The 18,613-nt window shown below is 62.4% G+C and carries 14 protein-coding genes and 2 pseudogenes; 11 read left to right on the forward strand and 5 right to left on the reverse strand.

Annotated elements, in window-relative coordinates; translation table 11 throughout:
- Positions 1-173: 173 nt before the first annotated feature.
- Positions 174-779: a response regulator transcription factor gene (locus ACZRN6_RS18390; protein ID WP_322144647.1), complete on the reverse strand. Its 606-nt coding sequence runs from the start codon at positions 777-779 to the stop codon at positions 174-176.
- Positions 780-998: 219 nt separating this feature from the next.
- Between ACZRN6_RS18390 and hpaC the strand changes: the two genes are divergently transcribed.
- Complete coding sequence (gene hpaC, locus ACZRN6_RS18395; RefSeq protein ID WP_322144648.1) at positions 999-1,511, forward strand: 4-hydroxyphenylacetate 3-monooxygenase, reductase component; 513 nt, start codon at positions 999-1,001, stop codon at positions 1,509-1,511.
- A 38-nt stretch (positions 1,512-1,549) separates the two neighbouring features.
- Here the strand turns inward: hpaC and ACZRN6_RS18400 are convergent.
- Positions 1,550-2,872: pseudogene (locus tag ACZRN6_RS18400) on the reverse strand (alginate export family protein).
- A gap of 226 nt (positions 2,873-3,098) precedes the next feature.
- Between ACZRN6_RS18400 and ACZRN6_RS18405 the strand changes: the two are divergent.
- The 6 genes and pseudogenes from ACZRN6_RS18405 (at position 3,099) to ACZRN6_RS18430 (ending at position 10,977) form a co-directional block, all read left to right on the forward strand.
- The gene (locus ACZRN6_RS18405) at positions 3,099-3,488 is read left to right on the forward strand and encodes a c-type cytochrome (protein ID WP_322144650.1); all 390 of its coding nucleotides are present in this window, start codon (positions 3,099-3,101) and stop codon (positions 3,486-3,488) included.
- Between the two features lie 13 nt (positions 3,489-3,501).
- A complete protein-coding gene (locus ACZRN6_RS18410; RefSeq protein ID WP_464008454.1) occupies positions 3,502-4,992 on the forward strand; it encodes an aldehyde dehydrogenase family protein in 1,491 nt (496 codons plus the stop codon).
- 892 nt (positions 4,993-5,884) lie between these two features.
- The gene (locus ACZRN6_RS18415) at positions 5,885-6,394 is read left to right on the forward strand and encodes a sigma-70 family RNA polymerase sigma factor (RefSeq protein WP_322144652.1); all 510 of its coding nucleotides are present in this window, start codon (positions 5,885-5,887) and stop codon (positions 6,392-6,394) included.
- Between the two features lie 9 nt (positions 6,395-6,403).
- Positions 6,404-7,360, forward strand: a complete 957-nt coding sequence (locus ACZRN6_RS18420) for a FecR domain-containing protein (RefSeq protein WP_464008455.1) — start codon at positions 6,404-6,406, stop codon at positions 7,358-7,360.
- Between the two features lie 90 nt (positions 7,361-7,450).
- The gene (locus ACZRN6_RS18425; RefSeq protein ID WP_464008456.1) at positions 7,451-9,244 is read left to right on the forward strand and encodes an ABC transporter ATP-binding protein; all 1,794 of its coding nucleotides are present in this window, start codon (positions 7,451-7,453) and stop codon (positions 9,242-9,244) included.
- Positions 9,238-10,977, forward strand: a pseudogene (locus ACZRN6_RS18430) (ABC transporter ATP-binding protein). Before ACZRN6_RS18425 ends, ACZRN6_RS18430 begins: the two are co-directional and overlap by 7 nt.
- A gap of 34 nt (positions 10,978-11,011) precedes the next feature.
- On the opposite strand, the gene ACZRN6_RS18435 reads toward ACZRN6_RS18430, so the two are convergent.
- The gene (locus ACZRN6_RS18435; RefSeq protein ID WP_464008457.1) at positions 11,012-12,751 is read right to left on the reverse strand and encodes a dipeptidase; all 1,740 of its coding nucleotides are present in this window, start codon (positions 12,749-12,751) and stop codon (positions 11,012-11,014) included.
- 257 nt (positions 12,752-13,008) lie between these two features.
- On the opposite strand from ACZRN6_RS18435, the gene ACZRN6_RS18440 reads away from it, so the two are divergent.
- Positions 13,009-13,965, forward strand: a complete 957-nt coding sequence (locus tag ACZRN6_RS18440) for a Dyp-type peroxidase (protein ID WP_464008458.1) — start codon at positions 13,009-13,011, stop codon at positions 13,963-13,965.
- On the opposite strand, the gene ACZRN6_RS18445 is transcribed toward ACZRN6_RS18440, so the two are convergent.
- Positions 13,962-14,834 (reverse strand): undecaprenyl-diphosphate phosphatase, encoded by an 873-nt coding sequence (locus tag ACZRN6_RS18445; RefSeq protein ID WP_322144658.1) that lies wholly within the window; start codon positions 14,832-14,834, stop codon positions 13,962-13,964. The two genes, ACZRN6_RS18440 and ACZRN6_RS18445, sit on opposite strands and share 4 nt — an antisense overlap.
- A 190-nt stretch (positions 14,835-15,024) precedes the next feature.
- Here ACZRN6_RS18445 and ACZRN6_RS18450 point away from each other — a divergent pair, with 190 nt between their 5' ends.
- Entirely contained in the window at positions 15,025-15,531 is a 507-nt protein-coding gene (locus tag ACZRN6_RS18450) for a GNAT family N-acetyltransferase (protein ID WP_322148670.1), read from the forward strand.
- Positions 15,532-15,535: 4 nt separating this feature from the next.
- Here the strand turns inward: ACZRN6_RS18450 and ACZRN6_RS18455 are convergent, their stop codons facing one another.
- Positions 15,536-16,492 carry a GlxA family transcriptional regulator gene (locus tag ACZRN6_RS18455; protein WP_322144659.1) on the reverse strand — a complete coding sequence of 319 codons (957 nt, stop codon included), beginning with the start codon at positions 16,490-16,492 and terminating at the stop codon, positions 15,536-15,538.
- Between the two features lie 166 nt (positions 16,493-16,658).
- Between ACZRN6_RS18455 and ACZRN6_RS18460 the strand changes: the two genes are divergently transcribed.
- Together ACZRN6_RS18460 and ACZRN6_RS18465 are read left to right on the forward strand one after the other, a co-directional pair.
- Positions 16,659-17,336 (forward strand): type 1 glutamine amidotransferase domain-containing protein, encoded by a 678-nt coding sequence (locus ACZRN6_RS18460; RefSeq protein ID WP_322144660.1) that lies wholly within the window; start codon positions 16,659-16,661, stop codon positions 17,334-17,336.
- A 95-nt stretch (positions 17,337-17,431) separates the two neighbouring features.
- On the forward strand, positions 17,432-18,556 hold the full coding sequence (locus ACZRN6_RS18465; RefSeq protein ID WP_464008459.1) for an alkene reductase: 1,125 nt from the start codon (positions 17,432-17,434) through the stop codon (positions 18,554-18,556).
- Positions 18,557-18,613 lie beyond the last annotated feature (57 nt).

An 18,613-nucleotide genomic window follows, 5' to 3' on the forward strand; every position in this document is an offset into this window, starting at 1 on the left:
GCAGCGATCCCATCGCAGCCTCGCTAAAGCTCGACAGCTCCCACATTGGAATGAGGTCAACTGTGGGAGCTGGCTTGCCTGCGATGCAGACCACTCTATGCCCCAGGCTCACCGCCGCGATCCCTTCGCAGCCTCGCTAAAGCTCGACAGCTCCCACATTCAATCATCGCGCCCTACGGATACAACACCTCGCGGACCAGCATGGCAATGCTGGTCACGCCCATCTTTTCCTTGATCTTGGTGCGGTGCACGTCCACGGTCTTCACGCTGATGTTCAGCTCGCGGGCAATCACCTTGCTCGCCTTGCCGTCCACCACCAGCATCAACACTTCCCGTTCCCGGCTCGTCAGCAGGGCCAACTTGCCTTGCAGGTGCTCGCGTTGCTCCTGGTCAGCCTGGGCTTGTACGGCGGTCTTCAGTGCGGCCTGGATGCGGTCGATCATCTGCTGCGGGTTATAGGGTTTCTCGACAAAATCCAGCGCGCCGTTTTTCATCGCGGTGACCGACATCGGGATGTCGCCGTGGGCCGAGACGAAAATGGTTGGCAGGGTACTGCCGCGCCGGTTGAGGATTTCCTGTAACTGGAAGCCGCTGGTTTGCGGCATGCGCACATCCAGCACCAGGCACGCGGGTTGGCGTGGGTCGTAGTGTTCGAGGAACTCTTCGGCCCCGGCAAAGCATTGCGCCTGCACGCTGACCGACTCCAGCAGCCACGCCAACGAGGTACGCAGGTCTTTGTCGTCATCAACGATGTAAACAATCGGTGTGCGGATTTCCATCAGGGACTGCCACGAGAATTTCTAATTATTGTTTTCGCACGCGAGCACGCAGCGGCGGACATTGGCTCATCTAAGGAGCCTTGCAAGCAGAATACCCAGTGTGAACGGCCCTGACGATAAAGAAAGCACCTAGTCGGCATGGGGATCGTCTGAATGGTCGTGCCTTACAGGGCGCCTTAATCTGGTTGCATCACCCACGGACCGTAAAGGGGCACTGACATGGCCGACTTGAGCCAGCAGCAAATCGACTTTCGCAACGCCATGGCGCAATTACCGGCTGCGGTGAACATCATCACCACCAATGGGCCGGGCGGGCGTTGCGGGATCACGGCGAGTGCGGTGTGTTCGGTCACCGATTCGCCGCCTACGGTGTTGGTGTGCGTGAATCGCGCAAGCGCCACTCATGATGTGTTCCGCACCAACGGGCAACTGTGCGTGAACGTGCTGTGCGGTGAGCAGGAGGAGCTGGCGCGGCATTTTGCCGGGATGACCCAGGTGCCCATGGCCGAGCGGTTTGCCTGGGATTTGTGGGACGGTGGCGAGGCAGGCGTGCCGGTGCTGCGGGATGCGCTGGTGCAACTTGAGGGGCGGATCACCGAGTGCAAGGAAGTGGGCTCGCATTCGGTGATGTTTGTGCAGTTGTCACGGGTTGGGGTGCGGGGGGAGGGCAACAGCCTGGTGTACTTCAACCGCCTGTTTCACCGGATTGAACATGCTGGCGCCCATTGCTGAAGATTTAGAGGATCAAATGTGGGGACTTGCTTCGTTGGTTAGAAGTTAGTGGCGAACACCACTTGGCTGTAGAGGTTTTTATCGTGGTTGCCCAACTGTGTGCCGCCTTGTTCAGCGCTCTTGTCTGGCTGGTACAGGCCGATCAGCGGCATCACCGTGAGGTGTTCGTTGACGTGCCATTCGGCGTACAGGTCCAGTTCGTGGCCGTCGCTGTTGCCGAGGTTGCGGTCGATCGTCTTGAAGTCGAACAGCACCGCGCCGACGTTGAGGTTTTGCAGGGGCGAGACCTTGAACGTGACGTTTTGAATGCGTGAGTTGTTGTTGAATGGCCCGGCGTAATTGCCCGCCACTTCGCCCTGGAACCAGGTGCCGTAGCCACGGCTGAACCCGTAGAACAGCGGGTCAAAACCTTCCGAGAATCGGCTGTAGCGGTAGCTCACATAGGGCGTCCAGGCCACCTCGGCAAAGGTCCAGCCGGCTTCCAGGTACCAGGCGTCTTCGTTGCCGGTGTGAGGCTTGTCCTGCCAGGCGTATTCACCGGACAGGAACAGGTTGGTCACCCCGGCATTGCCCGTGGCGCGCACGCTATAGGTCTTCATGCCGTCGCGCTCCAACTGCGTGGGGGAGGCATATTGCTTGTCGACATCGGTGGTGTCGATGTAGGTCAGCCCCACCGTGCCTTCGGCGGCCACGTGTTCGAGAGTGGCGACGTACATCTCGGTCCTGGCCTGGGCGCGGTTGTCGGACTTGAGCCACATCAGGTCGCTGCGCTAGCCTTCCTTGCCGCCCAGACGCAACACGGCGGTCTCGTCGAAGGCTTTACGGGCGGCGATGTAGTAACCGCCGCCGCGATTGAGGTCGCCATCGGCCACGCCCTTGCCGAAGTTCAGCGCGTCGCCATCGATCAGGAAACCGTCGCCGACCACGATGTTCTGGCGGCCGAAGGACAGGTCCACACCGTTCTCGCCGAGAACCTCAAACAGCTTGCCCGAGCGCCAGCCGAGGTAGGCGTCTTCAAACTTTGTGGTGCGCTCCGAGCCGTCGCTGAAGCCTGCGGCATCGCCGTCGCCCCAGGTGCCGGAACTCAGCAGGTTGGCCGCCCCGTAGGCGGTGCCGGCGCCGCTGAAGCTCGTGTCGAAGCTCAGGCCGTACTTGACGTAGCCCTCGCGCCAGGACGAGGAGCCTTTGGCCAGGCGCCCGGACTGGGCGTAATTCTGCTGGCTGTGGAAGGCACCGAATAGCGCTTCCAGCGTGGCATTCAGGTGACTGCTGTCATCGGCATACAGTTCGTAGGCACAGGCTTGGTTGGCGCCGATCATCAGCGCGAGGGTCGAGAGGCGAAGCAAGGGGGATTTGAGCATGGTGTGGCATCCATTCTTGTTCATGACCACAGGGTTGGGGTCTGCCGCGATACTAATGCTGGCGAAGTGAGGCGCCTTTTGTCTGGTTGCCAAACACTTGACTGTGCTTGCCAGAATCCACGGTTTGGCAGCCCAGCCAACACGACTGGCACGCAGGGCAAAACCCGAGCGACCCCGAGCCCTGACAATCGTCGGCAACTTCGATGGTTTTCAAGGTCGTTTCGCTATGTTCACTGCACACAGATTGTCTTTGGCCAGCGTGCTGTCGCTGGTCCTGGCCCACAGCGCGCTCGCCGCTGAATGCGCCCCCGACCCGGGCCGTGGCGCTCAGGTATTTGCCAACGAATGCGGCGTGTGCCACGCGGTGACCAAGGGCGGCGCGACGATGATGGGGCCGAACCTGGCCGGTATTTACGGGCGCAAGTCCGGCTCCCTGGCAGGCTTCAGCTACTCCCAGGCGATGCGCGACAAAAACGTCGAATGGCAAGCCGAGACCCTCGCGCAATTCATCACCCAACCCCAGGCGTTTGTGCCCGGCACCTACATGCCCTACATGGGCCTGGCTTCGGCCGACGATCGCCAAGCGGTCGCTTGCTTTCTCAAAGAACAACAGTGAATACAGGTGAATCATGAGCAACGTTGAAATCCTGCCGCAGGTGGCTGCCTTCCTCGACCGCCGCCATGGCTGCTTTATCGATGGCCAGTGGGTGTTTGCCGAAGGCGAGCAGATCAAGGTGGTCAACCCGGCCACCGGGCAAACCCTGTGCGAAACCCTGGACGCGCCGCTGCACATCGTGGAGCAGGCGGTGCAGTCGTCCCATGCGGCGTTCAAGTCCCGCGTGTGGTCGGGGCTGCGTCCGGTTGACCGGGAGCGGATCTTGCTGAACTTCACCGCATTGGTAGAGGCCCATGCGGAGGAGCTGGCGCAGTTGGAAACCCTGAGCCAGGGCAAGTCGATCAACCTGGCGCGGGGGCTGGATCTAAACGCCACGGTGGAGTTCATGCGCTACATGTCGGGCTGGGCGACCAAGATCGAAGGGCAGACCTTCGACGTATCGATCCCGCTGCCGCCGGGGGCGAAGTTCACCGCGTATACCAGGCGCGAGCCGGTGGGTGTGGTGGTGGGCATCGTGCCATGGAATTTCCCGCTGCTGATTGCGGCGTGGAAGTTGATGCCGGCGTTGGCGACCGGGTGCACGGTGATCATCAAACCGGCGATGGAGACCCCGTTGACGGCGATGCGCCTGGCTGAGTTGGCGCTGGAGGCGGGGGTTCCGGCCGGGGTGTTCAACGTGGTCACCGGGGGTGGTGCGTCGGTGGGTGGTGTGCTGACGGCTCATCCGTTGGTGAGCAAGGTGTCGTTCACCGGGTCGACTGCCGTGGGCAAGAGTGTGGGTGTGGCGTGCATGGAGAACATGACGCGGTTTGCCCTGGAGTTGGGGGGCAAGAACCCGATGATTGTGTTGGCGGATGCGGATATTGATAAGGCCATCCAGGGGGCGATCCTGGGTGGGCTGTTGAACAACGGGCAGGTGTGTGCGGCGGCTTCGCGCTTCTATGTGCATCGTTCGGTTTACGCCAGGTTTGTCGAGGGGTTGGCGGCGGCGGTGTCGGCGATGCCGTTGGGGGCGGGAATGAACTGCGAGGCGGCGATTAATCCGTTGGTGTCGCGCAAGCAGCAGCAAGGCGTATTGCGCCATATCGAGCAGGCCCGGGCTGAAGGGGCACGGGTGGTGATTGGTGGGGATGAGGTTGCGGGTGAGGGGTTTTATGTGCGGCCGACGATTTTGGCCGATATTGACCATGGGATGGCGGTGGCTCGGGAGGAGGTGTTTGGGCCGGTATTGGGGGTGATGGCGTTTGATGATGAAGATGCGGTGATTGGGTTGGCCAATGACAATCGGTATGGGTTGGCGGCGAGTCTTTGGACGAATGACCTGGGTAAAGCGATGAACCTGGTGCCGCGGATCGAGGCGGGGACGGTTTGGGTGAATGCGCATGTGTTGCTCGACCCGGCGATGCCGTTTGGGGGGGTGAAGCAGTCGGGGATGGGGCGGGAGTTTGGGCGGGCGGTGATCGAGGCTTATACGGAGTTGAAGTCGGTTTGCATTGCGCATTGATAGGGGGTGAATATCCGTTGTTTAGGTAGCGGCTGCGTATGGTTCCGCTCTTACAGCGGGTCACTTTTGAAAAGCGCAAAAGTAACCAAAACGCTCTGCCCCGCCTGTCGGCGCCTCGCTGTGGCTCGGCGTTCCCTCACTCCGGAATTGCTCCGCGGGCCGCCGCGACGGCCCGTCCCTGGCCCGTCGCGGCTAAACCGGCGTCCTGCCGGTTTACCCGCTCCTCAATCCCTGCGTTCGGCCTCGGGCTGAATGGGGCAGTCAGATCAAGATCAAGAGCAAGAGCACGGCGGCCTGAAAGCCGACCTGAGTGTTAAAAGCCAAGGCAAAAGCTGTAGGAGCTGGCTTGCCGGCGATGCAGGCGACTCGGTTTCTCAGACACCCCGCGGCGATGCCATCGCCGGCAAGCCAGCTCCTACAGTTGAACCGTGCCAGCCTTTGATTTTGCTGTTGCTTTTAACACTCAAGCCGGCCTGTAGGCCGCTGTGTTCTTGATCTGCTTGTGATCTTGATCTTAGGCGCCCCGTCAACCACGCTGGCCGAACGCAGGCTTTGGAGCGTGGGTAACCCGGCAGGACGCCGGGTTAGCCGCGCTGGGCCAAGGATGGCCCATCGCGGCGGCCCACGGTCCAAAGCAGGAGTGAGGGCACACCGAGCCTAAGCGAGGTGCCGAGTGGTGGGGCAAGAGCGTTTTGCTTACTTTTGCGCTGTTCAAAAGTGAGCCGCTGTAAGAGCGGAACCAATCCAAGCCCTGAAAAAAACAACGGATATGTACCCATAACCCCGCCAGCCCCCCGCATTGCACCCGCAGCCCAGAGCCGATAGTCTTGCAAATCATTACCAGCCCAATCGCCCCAGCACCCCCGGGCCCATTGGGTAAAAGGAGAGGTTTGTGAACATCGGACAGTTCGCCTTTCAACGCGAGGTTGAAACTCTATACGTCGACCACAACGGCTGGCTGCGTACCCTGTTGCGGCGCAAGTTGGGCAACGCTTTCGACGCCGCCGACCTGGCCCACGACGTCTACCTGCAACTCATGCGCAAGGGCCAACTGCCGCCCTCCGGCGAATCCCGCCGCCACCTTACCCAGATCGCCAACGGCCTGGTGATCGACCTCTACCGCCGCCGCCAGATCGAATCCGCTTACCTGCAGGCCCTGGCCCTGACGCCCGAACCCTGCACGCCCGATGAAGAAACCCGCGCCCTGGCCATCGAGGCCCTGATCGAAATCGACGTCGCACTGCACACCCTGCAACCCAAGGCCCGCCAGGCCCTGCTGTTGTGCAAACTCGACGGCCTGAGCTACCGCGAAATCGCCGCCAAGCTGCAAGTCTCCGTCTCCTCGGTGGAAAAATACATCGCCGCCGGCCTGTTGGCCTGCTACCAGACACTGCACGGTTGACCCGCCGCGATGCCCACCGAACAGCCCATCGCCCCCGATATCATCGAGCGCGCCACCGCCTGGATGGCTCGCCTGTGGGCCGATGACGCCAGCGCCGAAGACCAGGCCAACTGCCTGCGCTGGCGCGCCGAACACCCGCATCACGAACTCGCCTGGACACGCCTGCTGGGCTTTGAGCAAAAACTCCACAGCGTCCCCGCCGCACTCGCCAAACACAGCCTGGCCGAGCCCGACACGCCCGATTCCACCGATCGTAGAAGCACCCTGCGACTGCTCGGCCTGCTGCTCGCCGCGGGTGGCCTCAGCTACGGCGTGCGCCGCACCGACGCCTGGCAACTGGCGACTGCCACCCATAGCACCCGCACCGGCGAAGTGCGCGAAGTCGTATTGCCCGATGGCAGCGGCCTGGTGTTGGCATCTGCTTCGGCGATTGATGTGCAGTTCGACGACCTCCAGCGCCTGGTGATCCTGCAGGCGGGCGAGGTGTTCATCACAACGGTGCCTTCACCCCGGCCGTTTCGGGTGCAGACTCGCCAAGGTGTGCTTCAGGCCCTGGGCACGCGCTTCAGCGTGCGCCAGTGCGCCGAAAGCTGCCAGTTGGCCGTGCTTGAGGGCGCCGTGCAGGCTCGGCCCGACCATGGTGCAGGTAAACGAGTGGACGCCGGGCAAGGCGCGACGGTATCCAGGGACAAGGTGCAAACGACTGCGGCGGTGACTGACCGCAACGTCGCCTGGGTCAAGGGTTTGTTGATGGCGGATGGCATGCGCCTGGACGAACTGGTCGCCGAGCTGGCGCGCTACCGCCCCGGTGTGCTGCGCTGCGCGCCGGAGGTGGCGATGCTGCGGGTCAGTGGCGTGTTGCACCTGAACAATACCGACCTGGCGCTGGACAACCTGGCCGCTGCGTTGCCGGTACAAGTGGTGAGGCACACCCGCTATTGGGTGACAGTGCGCGCGCCCGCTTGAAAATTTCGTGGGTTTTGATTGAGGGTTTTCGCGGCTCGTGCGGAAGACAAGGTAAGGGCGAGCAAAGGCTCATTCAGTCAGGGAGACTTCATGAGTAACAAGGATGTGGCTGCGGCCAAACCCAGGGGCCGGGGCGCGGTCTCGCACGTGTTGCAGCCGGTGCGCGGGCGATTGATCGCTGCGGCGTTGCTGGCCGGTGTGGGCTGTATGCTCACGCTGGTGCCGCTGGGCGGCATCGTGCATATCGCCAGGGTCAGCCTCGGCGGGCCGTCGGTTGCCCAGGCGCCGGGCGAGCTGTGGTTGACGATCAGCATCAGCCTGGCGTGCCTGTTCTCGGGCATGCTGCTGATGACGCTTGCAGAGGCGGTGGCGCATCTGGCCGACAATCACATCACTCGCCACCTGCGCCTGGCGATTGCCCAGCGGTTGAGCCAGGTACCGCTGGGCTGGTTTACCGAGCGGGCGTCGGGCGAGGTCAAGCAGGCGATGCAGGACGATATCGGCACCCTGCACAGCCTGACAGCGCACTTCTACACCACCATGGGCCGCTGTACCGGCGCCGTGTTGCTGTCGGCGGTCTATCTGTTCACAGTGGACTGGCGCATGGCGCTGGTCTCGCTGCTGCCCTTTGCGGGGTTTTTCCTGTTTTTTGCCCGGGCGATGAAAGCCAGCGCCAGCCACATGCAATCCTTTGTCGAGCGCATGACCCGGGTCAATAACGCGGTGGTCGAGTTCGTCAACGGCATTCCCGTGATCAAGGCCTTCGGTGCCACCGGCAAGGCCCACGCCAGCTATTGTGAGGCGGTGGATGATTTCAGCGAGGCCTTCGTTGAATTCACCCGGCCGCTGGTGGGGACGATGGCCAATGCCAACGCAATGATCGCTCCGGTCACAGTGCTCGCGACGGTACTGACGTTCGGCCTGGTGTTTGTCAGCCTTGGCTGGATGCGGGCGGTGCAGGTACTGCCGTTCGCGATTGTCGCGCCGGGCATTTGCGCGCCTTTGATGCTGCTGAGTTACATCACCCACGACTTGAATAATGCCGCCGGCGCCGCCCAGCGTGTGCAGGCGCTGCTGGCGACACCCGTACTGGCGCAGGTGGCTGCGGGTTCCGAGCGCTTGCCCAAGGACGCCGAAGTGCGCGTAGAAAATCTCGGCTATGCCTACGACCCGCAGCGGCCGGTGCTTGCCGACATCAGCTTTACCCTCAAGCCCGGCACCGTGACCGCCATCGTCGGTGCCTCGGGTTGCGGAAAGTCGACCCTGGCGCGCCTGCTGCTGCGCTTTTTCGACCCCACTGAAGGACGCATCACCCTGGGCGGCGTTGACCTGCGGCAGGTCGAGTCCTCACAGCTCTACAGCCTGATCGGTTTTGTACTGCAGGAGGTGCGCCTGGTCCACGCCAGCGTTGCCGAAAATATCGCGCTCGGCCGGCCCAGCGCCAGCCAGAAGGAAATCGAGGCCGCCGCGCGGGCCGCAAATATCCATGAGTGCATCATCGGTTTGCCACGGGGCTACGCCTCGGTGATCGGCGAGGATGCGCAGTTGTCCGGTGGCGAGCAGCAGCGTATCAGCATCGCCCGCGCGGTATTGCTGGCGCCGCCGGTGCTGGTGCTGGATGAGCCCACGGCCGCCGCCGATGCCGCAAACGAGGTGGCGATCCAGGAAGCGCTCTCGCGGTTTGCCCGGGGCCGCACGTTGCTGGTCATCGCCCACCGCCTGGACACCGTGATGCATGCCGATCACATCATCGTGCTGGAAAACGGCCGCATCGTTGAACAGGGCAACCATCCTCGACTGATCGCGCAAGAGGGCCGCTATGCCCGGCTGTGGGCGTCGGGCGGTTACAAACAGACCCGGGAACAGGCGCTGCCGACATGCTGAAAACCTTTATCGAACTGTTGGGCGACAATGGCCAGGTCTTGCGCCGTTACGTCACCCAGGTGGTGTTTTACGGCGCGCTGTGTGGGTTGACGATTGCCGCACTGGTACCGGTGCTGACCGACATGCTCAACGGTGATCTTGCCGAAGCAGCCTTGTGGCTGGTGGTGTTTTTGGCGGCGGTGGGCACGTGTTGGGCCACGCGCCGGGAAGTCGAAAAGGCCGGTGTTGCAGTGGGTGTGGCGGTTTTACAAGGCGGGCGCCAGCGTATTGGCGAGCATGTGGCCGGGTTGCCTGTCGGCTGGTTTACACCCGATAACTCGGCGCGGCTCAACCATGTGGTAACCCAAGGCATGATGACGGTGGCCCAGCTCCCCGCCCATGTGTTTACCCCGGTCCTGAGTGGCGTAGTGACGCCGTTGGTGCTGGTGCTGGCGCTGTTTGTACTGCGCTGGCAGATGGGGCTGATCGCGTTGTTGGCGTTGCCGGTGCTGGGCGCTGCATTTTGGCTCAGTGCGCGGTTGGGCCGGCGTGCCGACCGGGCGTTCCAGCGCAGCTCGGCCGAAACCAGCCAGCGCATGCTGGAGTTTGCCCAGTCGCAGTCGGTATTGCGCGCATTCAGTGGTGGTGGCAACGCGGTGTTCCTGCAGCGGGCGATTGAACAGCAACACGCGACCGGGCTGCGCCTGATCCTTCTGTCCGCGACCTCGGTACTGCTCAATATGTGGCTGGTGCAGATGGTATTCGCGGCCTTGCTGATCGCCGCCGCGCTGTGGCTCGACGCGTACCTGGGTAACGCCTTGCACGTGGGCTCGGTGATCGCGGTGTTGGTGGCACTGTTGCTGGTCAGCCGCTTCATTGACCCGCTGCTGGAGGTGGCAGGCTATGGCGAGACCCTGCGCGGCGCCGCCGTGCAGCTGGAGGCGGTGCGCGAGATCCTGGCTGCATCGGCGCTGTAGGAGCCCGCCAGGGCGCAATGCCCCCGTGATGCCTCGGTGGAATTATTCGACGTCAGCTTTCGCCACCCGGCCGGTGCTCGGGACGTGCTGCGTGGAGTAAGCCTGCGTATTGAGCCCGGCAGTATGACCGCGTTGGTGGGCGCTTGCGGTTCGGGCAAAACCACGCTGTTGCGACTGGCTGCGCGGTTTTTCGAAGTCAGCCAGGGCCAGGTGTGTATCGGTGGTGTGGACGTGCGGCAGATGTCCGGCGAGCAACTCAATGCACAGATCAGCCAGATCTTCCAGGACACGTATCTGTTCCAGGGTAGCGTCGCCGACAACATCCGCCTCGGCAAGCCCGATGCGAGCGACGCGCAAGTGTTGGAGGCGGCGCGCCAGGCCGGTGTGCAGGCAATTATCGAGCGCCTGCCCATGGGACTCTCGACCAGCGTCGGCGAGGGTGGGGCGCGTTTGTCTGGTGGCGAGCGCCAGCGTATCGCGATCGCCCGCGCGTTGATCAAGGGCGCACCGATCCTGCTGGTGGATGAGGCCACTGCCGCACTGGACGCCGAGAACCAGGCGGTGATCGCCGAAACCCTGGCACGCTTGCGCGGCAAGTGTACGTTGATCGTGATCGCGCACCAGCTGTCGACCGTGGTGATGGCTGACCAGATCGTGGTGCTGGAAGAGGGGCGGATCGTAGAGCAGGGCACGCCTGAACAGTTGACGTCGCGCGAGGGGCGCTATGCCCGGTTCCTGACGCAAAGACGGGCGTCGAAGGGTTGGCGTATCGCCTAGTGGGCCCGCCAGGACGGCGGGCCCACAGGGTTGGTCAGAGCTTCGGCAGTTGCCCGATGCGGCCCATCATTTCGGTGACGATCTGCAGGTCCAGCAGGAACTGGTCAACGGTCTTGAACTCGTTGTCGGTGTGGCCGGTGTACTTGACCTCTGGCCGTGCCAGGCCGAACTGCACGCCATTGGGTAGCTCATGCACTGAGGTAGCACCGGCCGAGGTGCCGTACTTGTGCTCCATGCCGAGGTTTTCGCTGGCCACCGCCAACAGTGCCTTGACCCACTCGCCTTCAGGGTTGCGGTACATCGGCTCGGCGATCGAGTAGTCGAAGCTCACGGCAACGTGGTTTTTCTGGGTCCACGCAGCCAGCTTGTCGGCGATTTCGGCCTTGAGCGCTTCCGGTGACTTGCCCTTCGGTACGCGCAGGTTGACCGCCAGTTTGAAGGCGTTGTCATCTTCACCCACATAAGTCAGCGACGTGGTCAACGGCCCCATGAACGCATCGGAGAAGCCCACGCCCAGCTTGCCGCCCAGATAATCCAGGCCCCAGTTATTGGCCGCATAATGTGCGGCGTCGGTGAACTGGTTGTGCTTGAGCGCCACCTTGCCGTCGAGGCTGTTGAGGAAGTCGAGCATCCTGGCCACCGGGTTCACCCCGGACTCAGGCTCGGAGGAGTGGGCAGACACGCCAGTGACGGTCAGCTTGACGTCCTTGCCGTCGACCTTGGCCGCCACCTCGAAGTCGCCGCCATTGCGCTTGGCATACTCGCTGCCGGCCTTTTGCAGGCTGGCGGCCAGTTCGGCGGGCTTATCGCTCAACAGTGTCACCACCGACGCCGACGGAATCTGATTGGTGGCCTTGCCGCCGGTCATCGAGATGATTTCTGCGCCCTTGCCATCAGCCTTGCGCTTGGGGAACTTGGCCATGACCGTGCCGTAGCCTTTCTCGGCGATCACCACCGGGTAGCCGCCATCCAGCGCCAGGTTGTAGTTGGGCGTGGGGTTATGTTCGAAGTAGTACGGGATCGCGTCGCCGGAAGTTTCCTCGGTGGTGTCCACCAGCAGCTTGAAGTTGCGTGCCAGTGGCAACTTCTCTTCCTTGATCACCTTCATGGCGTACATCGCCACCACGATGCCGTTCTTGTCATCCTCGGTGCCGCGGCCATACATGCGGTCGCCGATCAGCGTGACCTTGAACGGATCGAGCTTGGTGCCGTCCTTGAGTACCCAGTTTTCCGGGGTTACCGGGACCACGTCGGCGTGGGCATGGATGCCGACGACTTCATCGCCGCTGCCTTCAAGGGAAATTTCATAGACGCGGTTGTCGATGTTGCGAAAGTTCAGGTTGAACGACTCGGCAAGGCTCTTGATCCTGGCCGCGATCTTGATGAACTCAGGGTTGTCGTGCTGGGCTACGCCGGCCACCTGGAAGGTTGGGATCTCCACCAGTTCACGCAGGGTTTCAGTGGCGGCAGCGCCGTACTTCACCCGCGCATACAGCCCCAGCAGGCGATGGATTTCGTTTTGCTGGTCGGCGCTCAGGTCCTTGTTGGCAAGAAAGGCACTGACGGCCGGGCCGAGGTTGTCGCTCTTGGCCACATCGCTCTTGGCGAGGCTGGCGAGGAACTGCCGGAAATCCTTGACCGAGGCATCGCTGAAAGTCTTCAGGATGATCGCGTTCTGTTGTGGGGTGAGGTTGGCTTGAGCCTGGGTGGTGAACACCGAAAGGCTGGCCGCCATCAGGGTGGCGACGGCCAGTTGCTTGAGGGAAAAATCCATTGCTTGGGGCATTCCTTTGCAGGGAGTGAGTGAGAAATGTCTGATCGAAAGGTCAGAAACAATTTCACACACTACCATCGGGAAGGCGGAGGAGGGGAGTCCCTATTGTGGGAATTGTCCGTTGGAGCTGTGCAAGTGGCGGATAAACCAAAACCGGGTGTGGGAGCTTTCGACCTGAAGCTCGACAGCTCCCACAGGGTTTGGTGGTCTGCTAATCTGCCGTCGTTGAAATCTCGACCGCCACCCGTGGACTCCCAATGACAACGCCAACCGATCAAACCCTCGAACCCCAATCCGTCTGCAGCCCGATCACCAGCAGCGCGATTTTCATGGTCGCGACCCTGGCGCCCGGCAGTGATTCGGCCGAAGCGGTGCGCAGTTGGTGCGCCGATATTGCAGGGCTGGTGCGTTCAGTCGGCAAACGCGTTCCAGCGGGTAATCTGTCCTGTGTCGCAGGTTTCGGTTCCAAGGCGTGGGATGCGCTGTTCGGCGCTCCCCGCCCGGCGGCCTTGCACCCGTTCAAGGAAGTCGGGGTGGCGGGGCGCCTGGCGCCGGCCACACCGGGGGATATCCTGCTGCACATTCGTGCCGAGCAGATGGACCTGTGTTTTGAGTTGGCCACCCAGTTGATGGCCGCGCTGGGCGATTCGGTGACGGTGGTGGATGAGGTGCAGGGTTTCCGTTATTTCGATATGCGCAGCATCATCGGTTTTGTCGATGGCACCGAGAACCCGGTCGGGCGCAAGGCGGTAGGTTTCACCATCGTCGGTGATGAGGATCCGGCGTTCAGCGGCGGCAGCTATGTGGTGGTGCAGAAGTACCTGCACAACATGAAAGCCTGGAACGAATTGTCGGTGGAGGCGCAGGAGCGGGTGATCGGGCGCACCAAACTGTCGGACATCGAACTTGACGATGCGGCCAAGCCGACCAATTCCCACAGTGCACTGACCACCATCACCAAGGACGGTGAGGAAGTTAAAATCCTGCGGGACAACATGCCCTTTGGCCGGCCGGGCGCCGGGGAATTCGGCACATACTTCATCGGCTACGCGCGGTCGCCGGAGCCTTTGGAGTTGATGCTGGAGAACATGTTTGTCGGTCGGCCTGCCGGCAACTATGACCGCCTGCTGGACTTCAGCACGGCGGTCACCGGCGGCCTCTTCTTCATACCGTCAGCCGATTTGCTCGAAGAGCTGGCAGACCGCGCGCCTTAGGCCAACAGCCCAGTGCTGACTGCCACAATCAGGAACACCCCAAGCACCGCACGGTAGATCACGAACGGCCAGGTGGAGAACCGTTCCAGGAACTTCATCAGGCCCCAGATCGCGAAGAACGCCGACACACTGGCAACCACCAGGCCAAAGATCAAATGCGGCCAGGCGTGGGCGGGCAGCTCGGCGTGGAATAACACCCACAGCTCTTTCAAGCCCGCCAGGGCGATGGCCGGCAAGCCCAGCAGGAACGAAAACCGCGCCGCTTCTTCACGCTTGAAGTTGAGGAACAGCGCGGCAGTCAGGGTCGAACCCGAGCGGGAAACCCCCGGAATCAGCGCACCGATCTGCGCAATACCGACAATCAATGCATCCCGCAGGCGCATTTCGCCCACCGTGCGCTTGTGCTTCGCGCTGAGTTCAGCCGCTGCGAGCAGCACCGCCATCACCAGGCAGGAAATCCCGATCACCATCAGCCCGCGCAACGGCGAGTTGCACGAGTTGAGCGTCGACGACAAGGCGATCCCGGCGATCCCAATCGGAATCGTCGCCAACACAATCGCCACCGCCAGCTTGAACCACTGGTTGTTGTAGTCACCCTGGCGCACCGCGCTGATGCTGCCGACCGTGACCTGGCGTACATCCTTCCAGAAGTAGCTGACCACCGCCGCCAGTGCGGCCAACTGCATGGCCGCGGAAAATGCCGAGCCCGGGTCCGGCCAGCCGAGCAGGGCAGGCACGATGCGCATGTGGGCGGTGGAAGACACAGGCAACAACTCGGTAATGCCCTGAATGATGCCCAGGATGCCGATTTGCAGGTAATCCAGGGACGCAAAGCCGACATCGAGGCCGCTGGTGCAGACGTTTGTCAAAGTACTTATCCTGAAAACAAGGGGAGGGAAGTGCTGCGGAGTTTAGTCTAACTTTGTAATGATTTTGTCGTTGACATGAGAAAAGCGCAATTGATTCAGCAAGCAGAAAGCTTGACCGTTGTATTGGCATTGCTGCTGGCTTTTGTTGACAATGTCGCCCTGTTTTTTTGCCGAGATGCCCATGCCTGTGATTCCCGATACCACCGTCGAATTGATCGAGACCGGCCCGGAACACGCCGCGTTGATCGCCAACCTTTACCAGTTCTACGCCTACGAATCCTCGGATTGGGAGCAGGAAGACGTCGAGGTGGACGGCCGCTTCTACATTCATGAGGAACACCTGGCCCGCTACTGGCAAGACCCGCGGTGGAGCGCCAACCTGCTGTTGGTCGACGGCTTTATCGCAGGCTTCCTGCTGATCGAAGGCAGCGAATTACCGGGGATCGACGCGCTGGAACTGGCAGACCTGTTCATCCTGAAACGCTACCGCCGCAAGGGCATTGGCCGCGCCATTGCCACTCAGGTGTTGAGCAGTAGCGAGGCAAATTGGCTGGTGCGGTTCTATGACCAGGATGAAGTGAGCCAGGCGTTCTGGCGCACAGTGCTGGATAACCTGCCGCGCCCGGTGCAGGCCATCGAGCTGGATGACGAGCCGAACCTGCTGAGTTTCCTGGTGACCCGGGCGGCGTTGCACTAAGCCATCAGTTGAAAGCCGCGCCAGCCCCTGCACTGAACAGCGCCGCCTGCATCACCTGTGGCGGCTGCCCGAACGCCCGCAGAAACGCCTGGCGCATGCGCTCGCGATCACCGAACCCGGTCTCGCGGGCGACTACTTCCACGGGATGCCGGCTGGTTTCCATCATCGCCCGGGCCGCTTCCACCCGCAGCGACTCGATGGCCTTGGCCGGGGTTTGCCCGGTCTCCTCGCGAAACACCCGGCTGAACTGGCGCGGGCTGAGCCTGGCAACCGCCGCCAGCGCTTCGACTGAAAGGTCGTGGGTCAGGTTTTCCCGGGCGTAGCCCAAGGCCAATTGCACCCGGTCGGATTTAGGGTCCAACTCCAGCAGCGCCGACAGCTGCGACTGCTCGCTGCCACGCCGCTGGGCAATCACCAGCTTGCGCGCGATGCGGCGGGCGAGGTCGCTGCCCAGGTCGTTCTCCACCATCGCCAACGCCAGGTCCACCCCGGCGCTCATGCCGGCGCCGGTCCAGATCTGGCCGTCGACGACAAACAGTTTGTCTTCCTCCAGACGAATCTGCGGGTAACGCTTGGCAAAGGCCGGTGCATGCAGCCAGTGGGTGGTGGCGCGCTTGCCCTCAAGCAACCCGGCCTCGGCCAGCACGAAGATGCCCATGCACAGTGAAGCAATCCGCCGGGACTGCTTCGAGGCGGCCTGCACCAGCTTCAGCAGGTTGGCGTCAGGCAGTTGGAACTCCAGGTAACCGCTGACGATCAATGTGTCATAGCCCTCGGGCCGGATCGGCGTGCTGTTCACCGAGAACCCCTGGGACGTCATGATCGGGCCGCCACTTTCCGACACCAGGTGAAACTCATACGCCTGCTCGCCACGCAGCAGGTTTGCGCACTCAAACACCGAGCCCAGGCTAAGGCTGAGGGATTGAAAGTTCGGGTAAATCATCAGCGCAATGCTGTGCATCTCATCTCTCCAGGGGGCGCGCAGCGATGATTGTCGGCGTGTACCGGGCAAACGGCAACCGGCTTGGTGCAATGTCCGGAATCCTTGCGCACATGACATTGTGCGGTGTTGGCCCGGCTCCTAAGCTTCACTCCATTCCAACCACATCACCCCGAGGCACTGGCACATGAAAGTATTGATGGTTTTGACTTCTCACGACCAGCTTGGCGACACCGGCCGCAAGACCGGGTTCTGGCTCGAAGAATTTGCTGCACCGTACTACGCATTCAAGGACGCCGGGGCCGACGTGACCCTGGCCTCGCCCGCCGGTGGGCAACCGCCGCTGGACCCGGTCAGTGACCTGCCGGATTCGCAAACCGACCAGACCCGCCGCTTCGCCACCGACCCGGCAGCACAGCAGGCCTTGGCCACCACGCTGAAGCTGGACGCGGTCAACGCTGACGACTTCGACACCGTCTTCTACCCAGGCGGCCATGGCCCGCTGTGGGACCTGGCAGAGTCGAAAACCTCCATCGCCCTGATCGAGGCCTTCGAACGAGCTGGCAAGCCGATTGGCTTTGTGTGCCACGCCCCGGGCGCCTTGCGCCACGTCAAGGCGGTCAACGGCGAGCCGCTGGTCAAGGGCCGACGCGTCACCGGCTTCTCCAACTCCGAAGAAGCAGCGGTTGGCCTGACCGACGTGGTGCCGTTTTTGATCGAGGATGATTTCAAGGCACTGGGCGGCAAGTATGAGAAAGGCGCCGACTGGCAGTCCTTTGTGATTGAAGATGGCCTGCTGGTTACCGGGCAGAACCCTGCCAGCTCAAGCGACGTTGCCAAAGCGCTGTTGAAGCTCACCGCCTAACCCGCTAAATCCCCCACAAGCATGTTGTTGGCGGCTCCCTTAACCGGGAGCCGGCAGCTTCTGCTCGCCCGAAATTCAACCCAGGAACCCACTTCATGAGTAACAGCGCTTTAGGTACTCCGATCAAACTGGGGCACCACACCCTGAAAAACCGCATCGTCCTGCCGCCACTCACGCGCCAGCGCAGCGCCCAGCCCGGCGACATCGCCACGGACTTGATGGCGCTCTATTACCGCCAGCGCGCCACGGCCGGCTTCATGGTCAGCGAGGGCACGCAGATCGAGCCGCGTGGCCAGGGTTATGCCTGGACTCCGGGCATCTACACCCCGGCGCAGGTAGACGGCTGGCGCACAGTGACCGATGCGGTACATGCCGAGGGCGGGGTGATCTTCGCCCAGCTTTGGCACGTGGGCCGTGTGTCTCATCACGCCCTGCAACCTGACGGCGCAGCGCCCATCGCGCCGTCGGCGATCCAGCCGAAGCAAGTCAAGGCGTTCATTGAAACAGGGCCGGGTACCGGTGAGTTGGTGCAGCCGCCAGAGCCTCGCGCCCTGGCGACCGCTGAAGTCAAAGAGTTGGTGGGGCTTTACGCCCAGGCTGCAAAAAATGCCTTGGCCGCAGGCTTCGATGGAGTGGAAATTCATTCGGCCAACGGCTACCTGGTCAACCAGTTCATCTCGGCGCATTCCAACCAGCGTGACGATGAGTACGGCGGTTCGCTGCACAATCGCCTGCGATTCCTGCGGGAAATCGTCGCGGCGGTGGCCGAAGTGGTCGGCCCCGAACGCCTGGGTGTGCGCTTTGCGCCGTTGTTCAGCGGCACCGACCAGGACCGGGTTTATATCGGGCTGGTGGAAGAAGACCCGCATCACACCTACATCGAGGCGATCAAGGTGCTTGAGGCTGCCGGCATCGCCTATGTGTCGATTGCCGAGGCCGACTGGGACAACGCGCCCGAGTTGCCCGAGTCGTTCCGCCAGGCGGTGCGCGACAGTTTCACCGGCCGCATCATTTACGCCGGCCGCTACACCGCAGAGCGCGGCGTGCGGCTGGTGGAGGCGGGGCTGGCAGACTTGATCGCGTTTGGCCGCCCATACATCGCCAACCCCGACTTGCCCCAGCGTATTCTCAATGGTTGGCCGCTGAACCCGTTGAACGCTGCCGGCCTGTATGGCGGCACCGAAGTGGGCTTCACCGATTACCCGGTGTACGCCGGGTAAGCACGGCTACTCGATCGGGTACCTGGCGAGCGCCGGATGTTGCCCGGTCGCTCGCAA

Source organism: Pseudomonas sp. A125 (genome assembly GCF_055409485.1).

Excerpts from the sequence above, each read along its gene's own strand:
- ACZRN6_RS18460 (WP_322144660.1), top strand. The coding sequence starts at position 16,659 with ATGAAAGTATTGATGGTTTTGACTTCTCACGACCAGCTTGGCGACACC.
- ACZRN6_RS18465 (WP_464008459.1), top strand. The coding sequence starts at position 17,432 with ATGAGTAACAGCGCTTTAGGTACTCCGATCAAACTGGGGCACCACACC.
- hpaC (WP_322144648.1), top strand. The coding sequence starts at position 999 with ATGGCCGACTTGAGCCAGCAGCAAATCGACTTTCGCAACGCCATGGCG.
- ACZRN6_RS18405 (WP_322144650.1), top strand. The coding sequence starts at position 3,099 with ATGTTCACTGCACACAGATTGTCTTTGGCCAGCGTGCTGTCGCTGGTC.
- ACZRN6_RS18435 (WP_464008457.1), bottom strand. The coding sequence starts at position 12,751 with ATGGATTTTTCCCTCAAGCAACTGGCCGTCGCCACCCTGATGGCGGCC.
- ACZRN6_RS18455 (WP_322144659.1), bottom strand. The coding sequence starts at position 16,492 with ATGCACAGCATTGCGCTGATGATTTACCCGAACTTTCAATCCCTCAGC.
- ACZRN6_RS18440 (WP_464008458.1), top strand. The coding sequence starts at position 13,009 with ATGACAACGCCAACCGATCAAACCCTCGAACCCCAATCCGTCTGCAGC.
- ACZRN6_RS18410 (WP_464008454.1), top strand. The coding sequence starts at position 3,502 with ATGAGCAACGTTGAAATCCTGCCGCAGGTGGCTGCCTTCCTCGACCGC.
- ACZRN6_RS18390 (WP_322144647.1), bottom strand. The coding sequence starts at position 779 with ATGGAAATCCGCACACCGATTGTTTACATCGTTGATGACGACAAAGAC.
- ACZRN6_RS18425 (WP_464008456.1), top strand. The coding sequence starts at position 7,451 with ATGAGTAACAAGGATGTGGCTGCGGCCAAACCCAGGGGCCGGGGCGCG.
- ACZRN6_RS18420 (WP_464008455.1), top strand. The coding sequence starts at position 6,404 with ATGCCCACCGAACAGCCCATCGCCCCCGATATCATCGAGCGCGCCACC.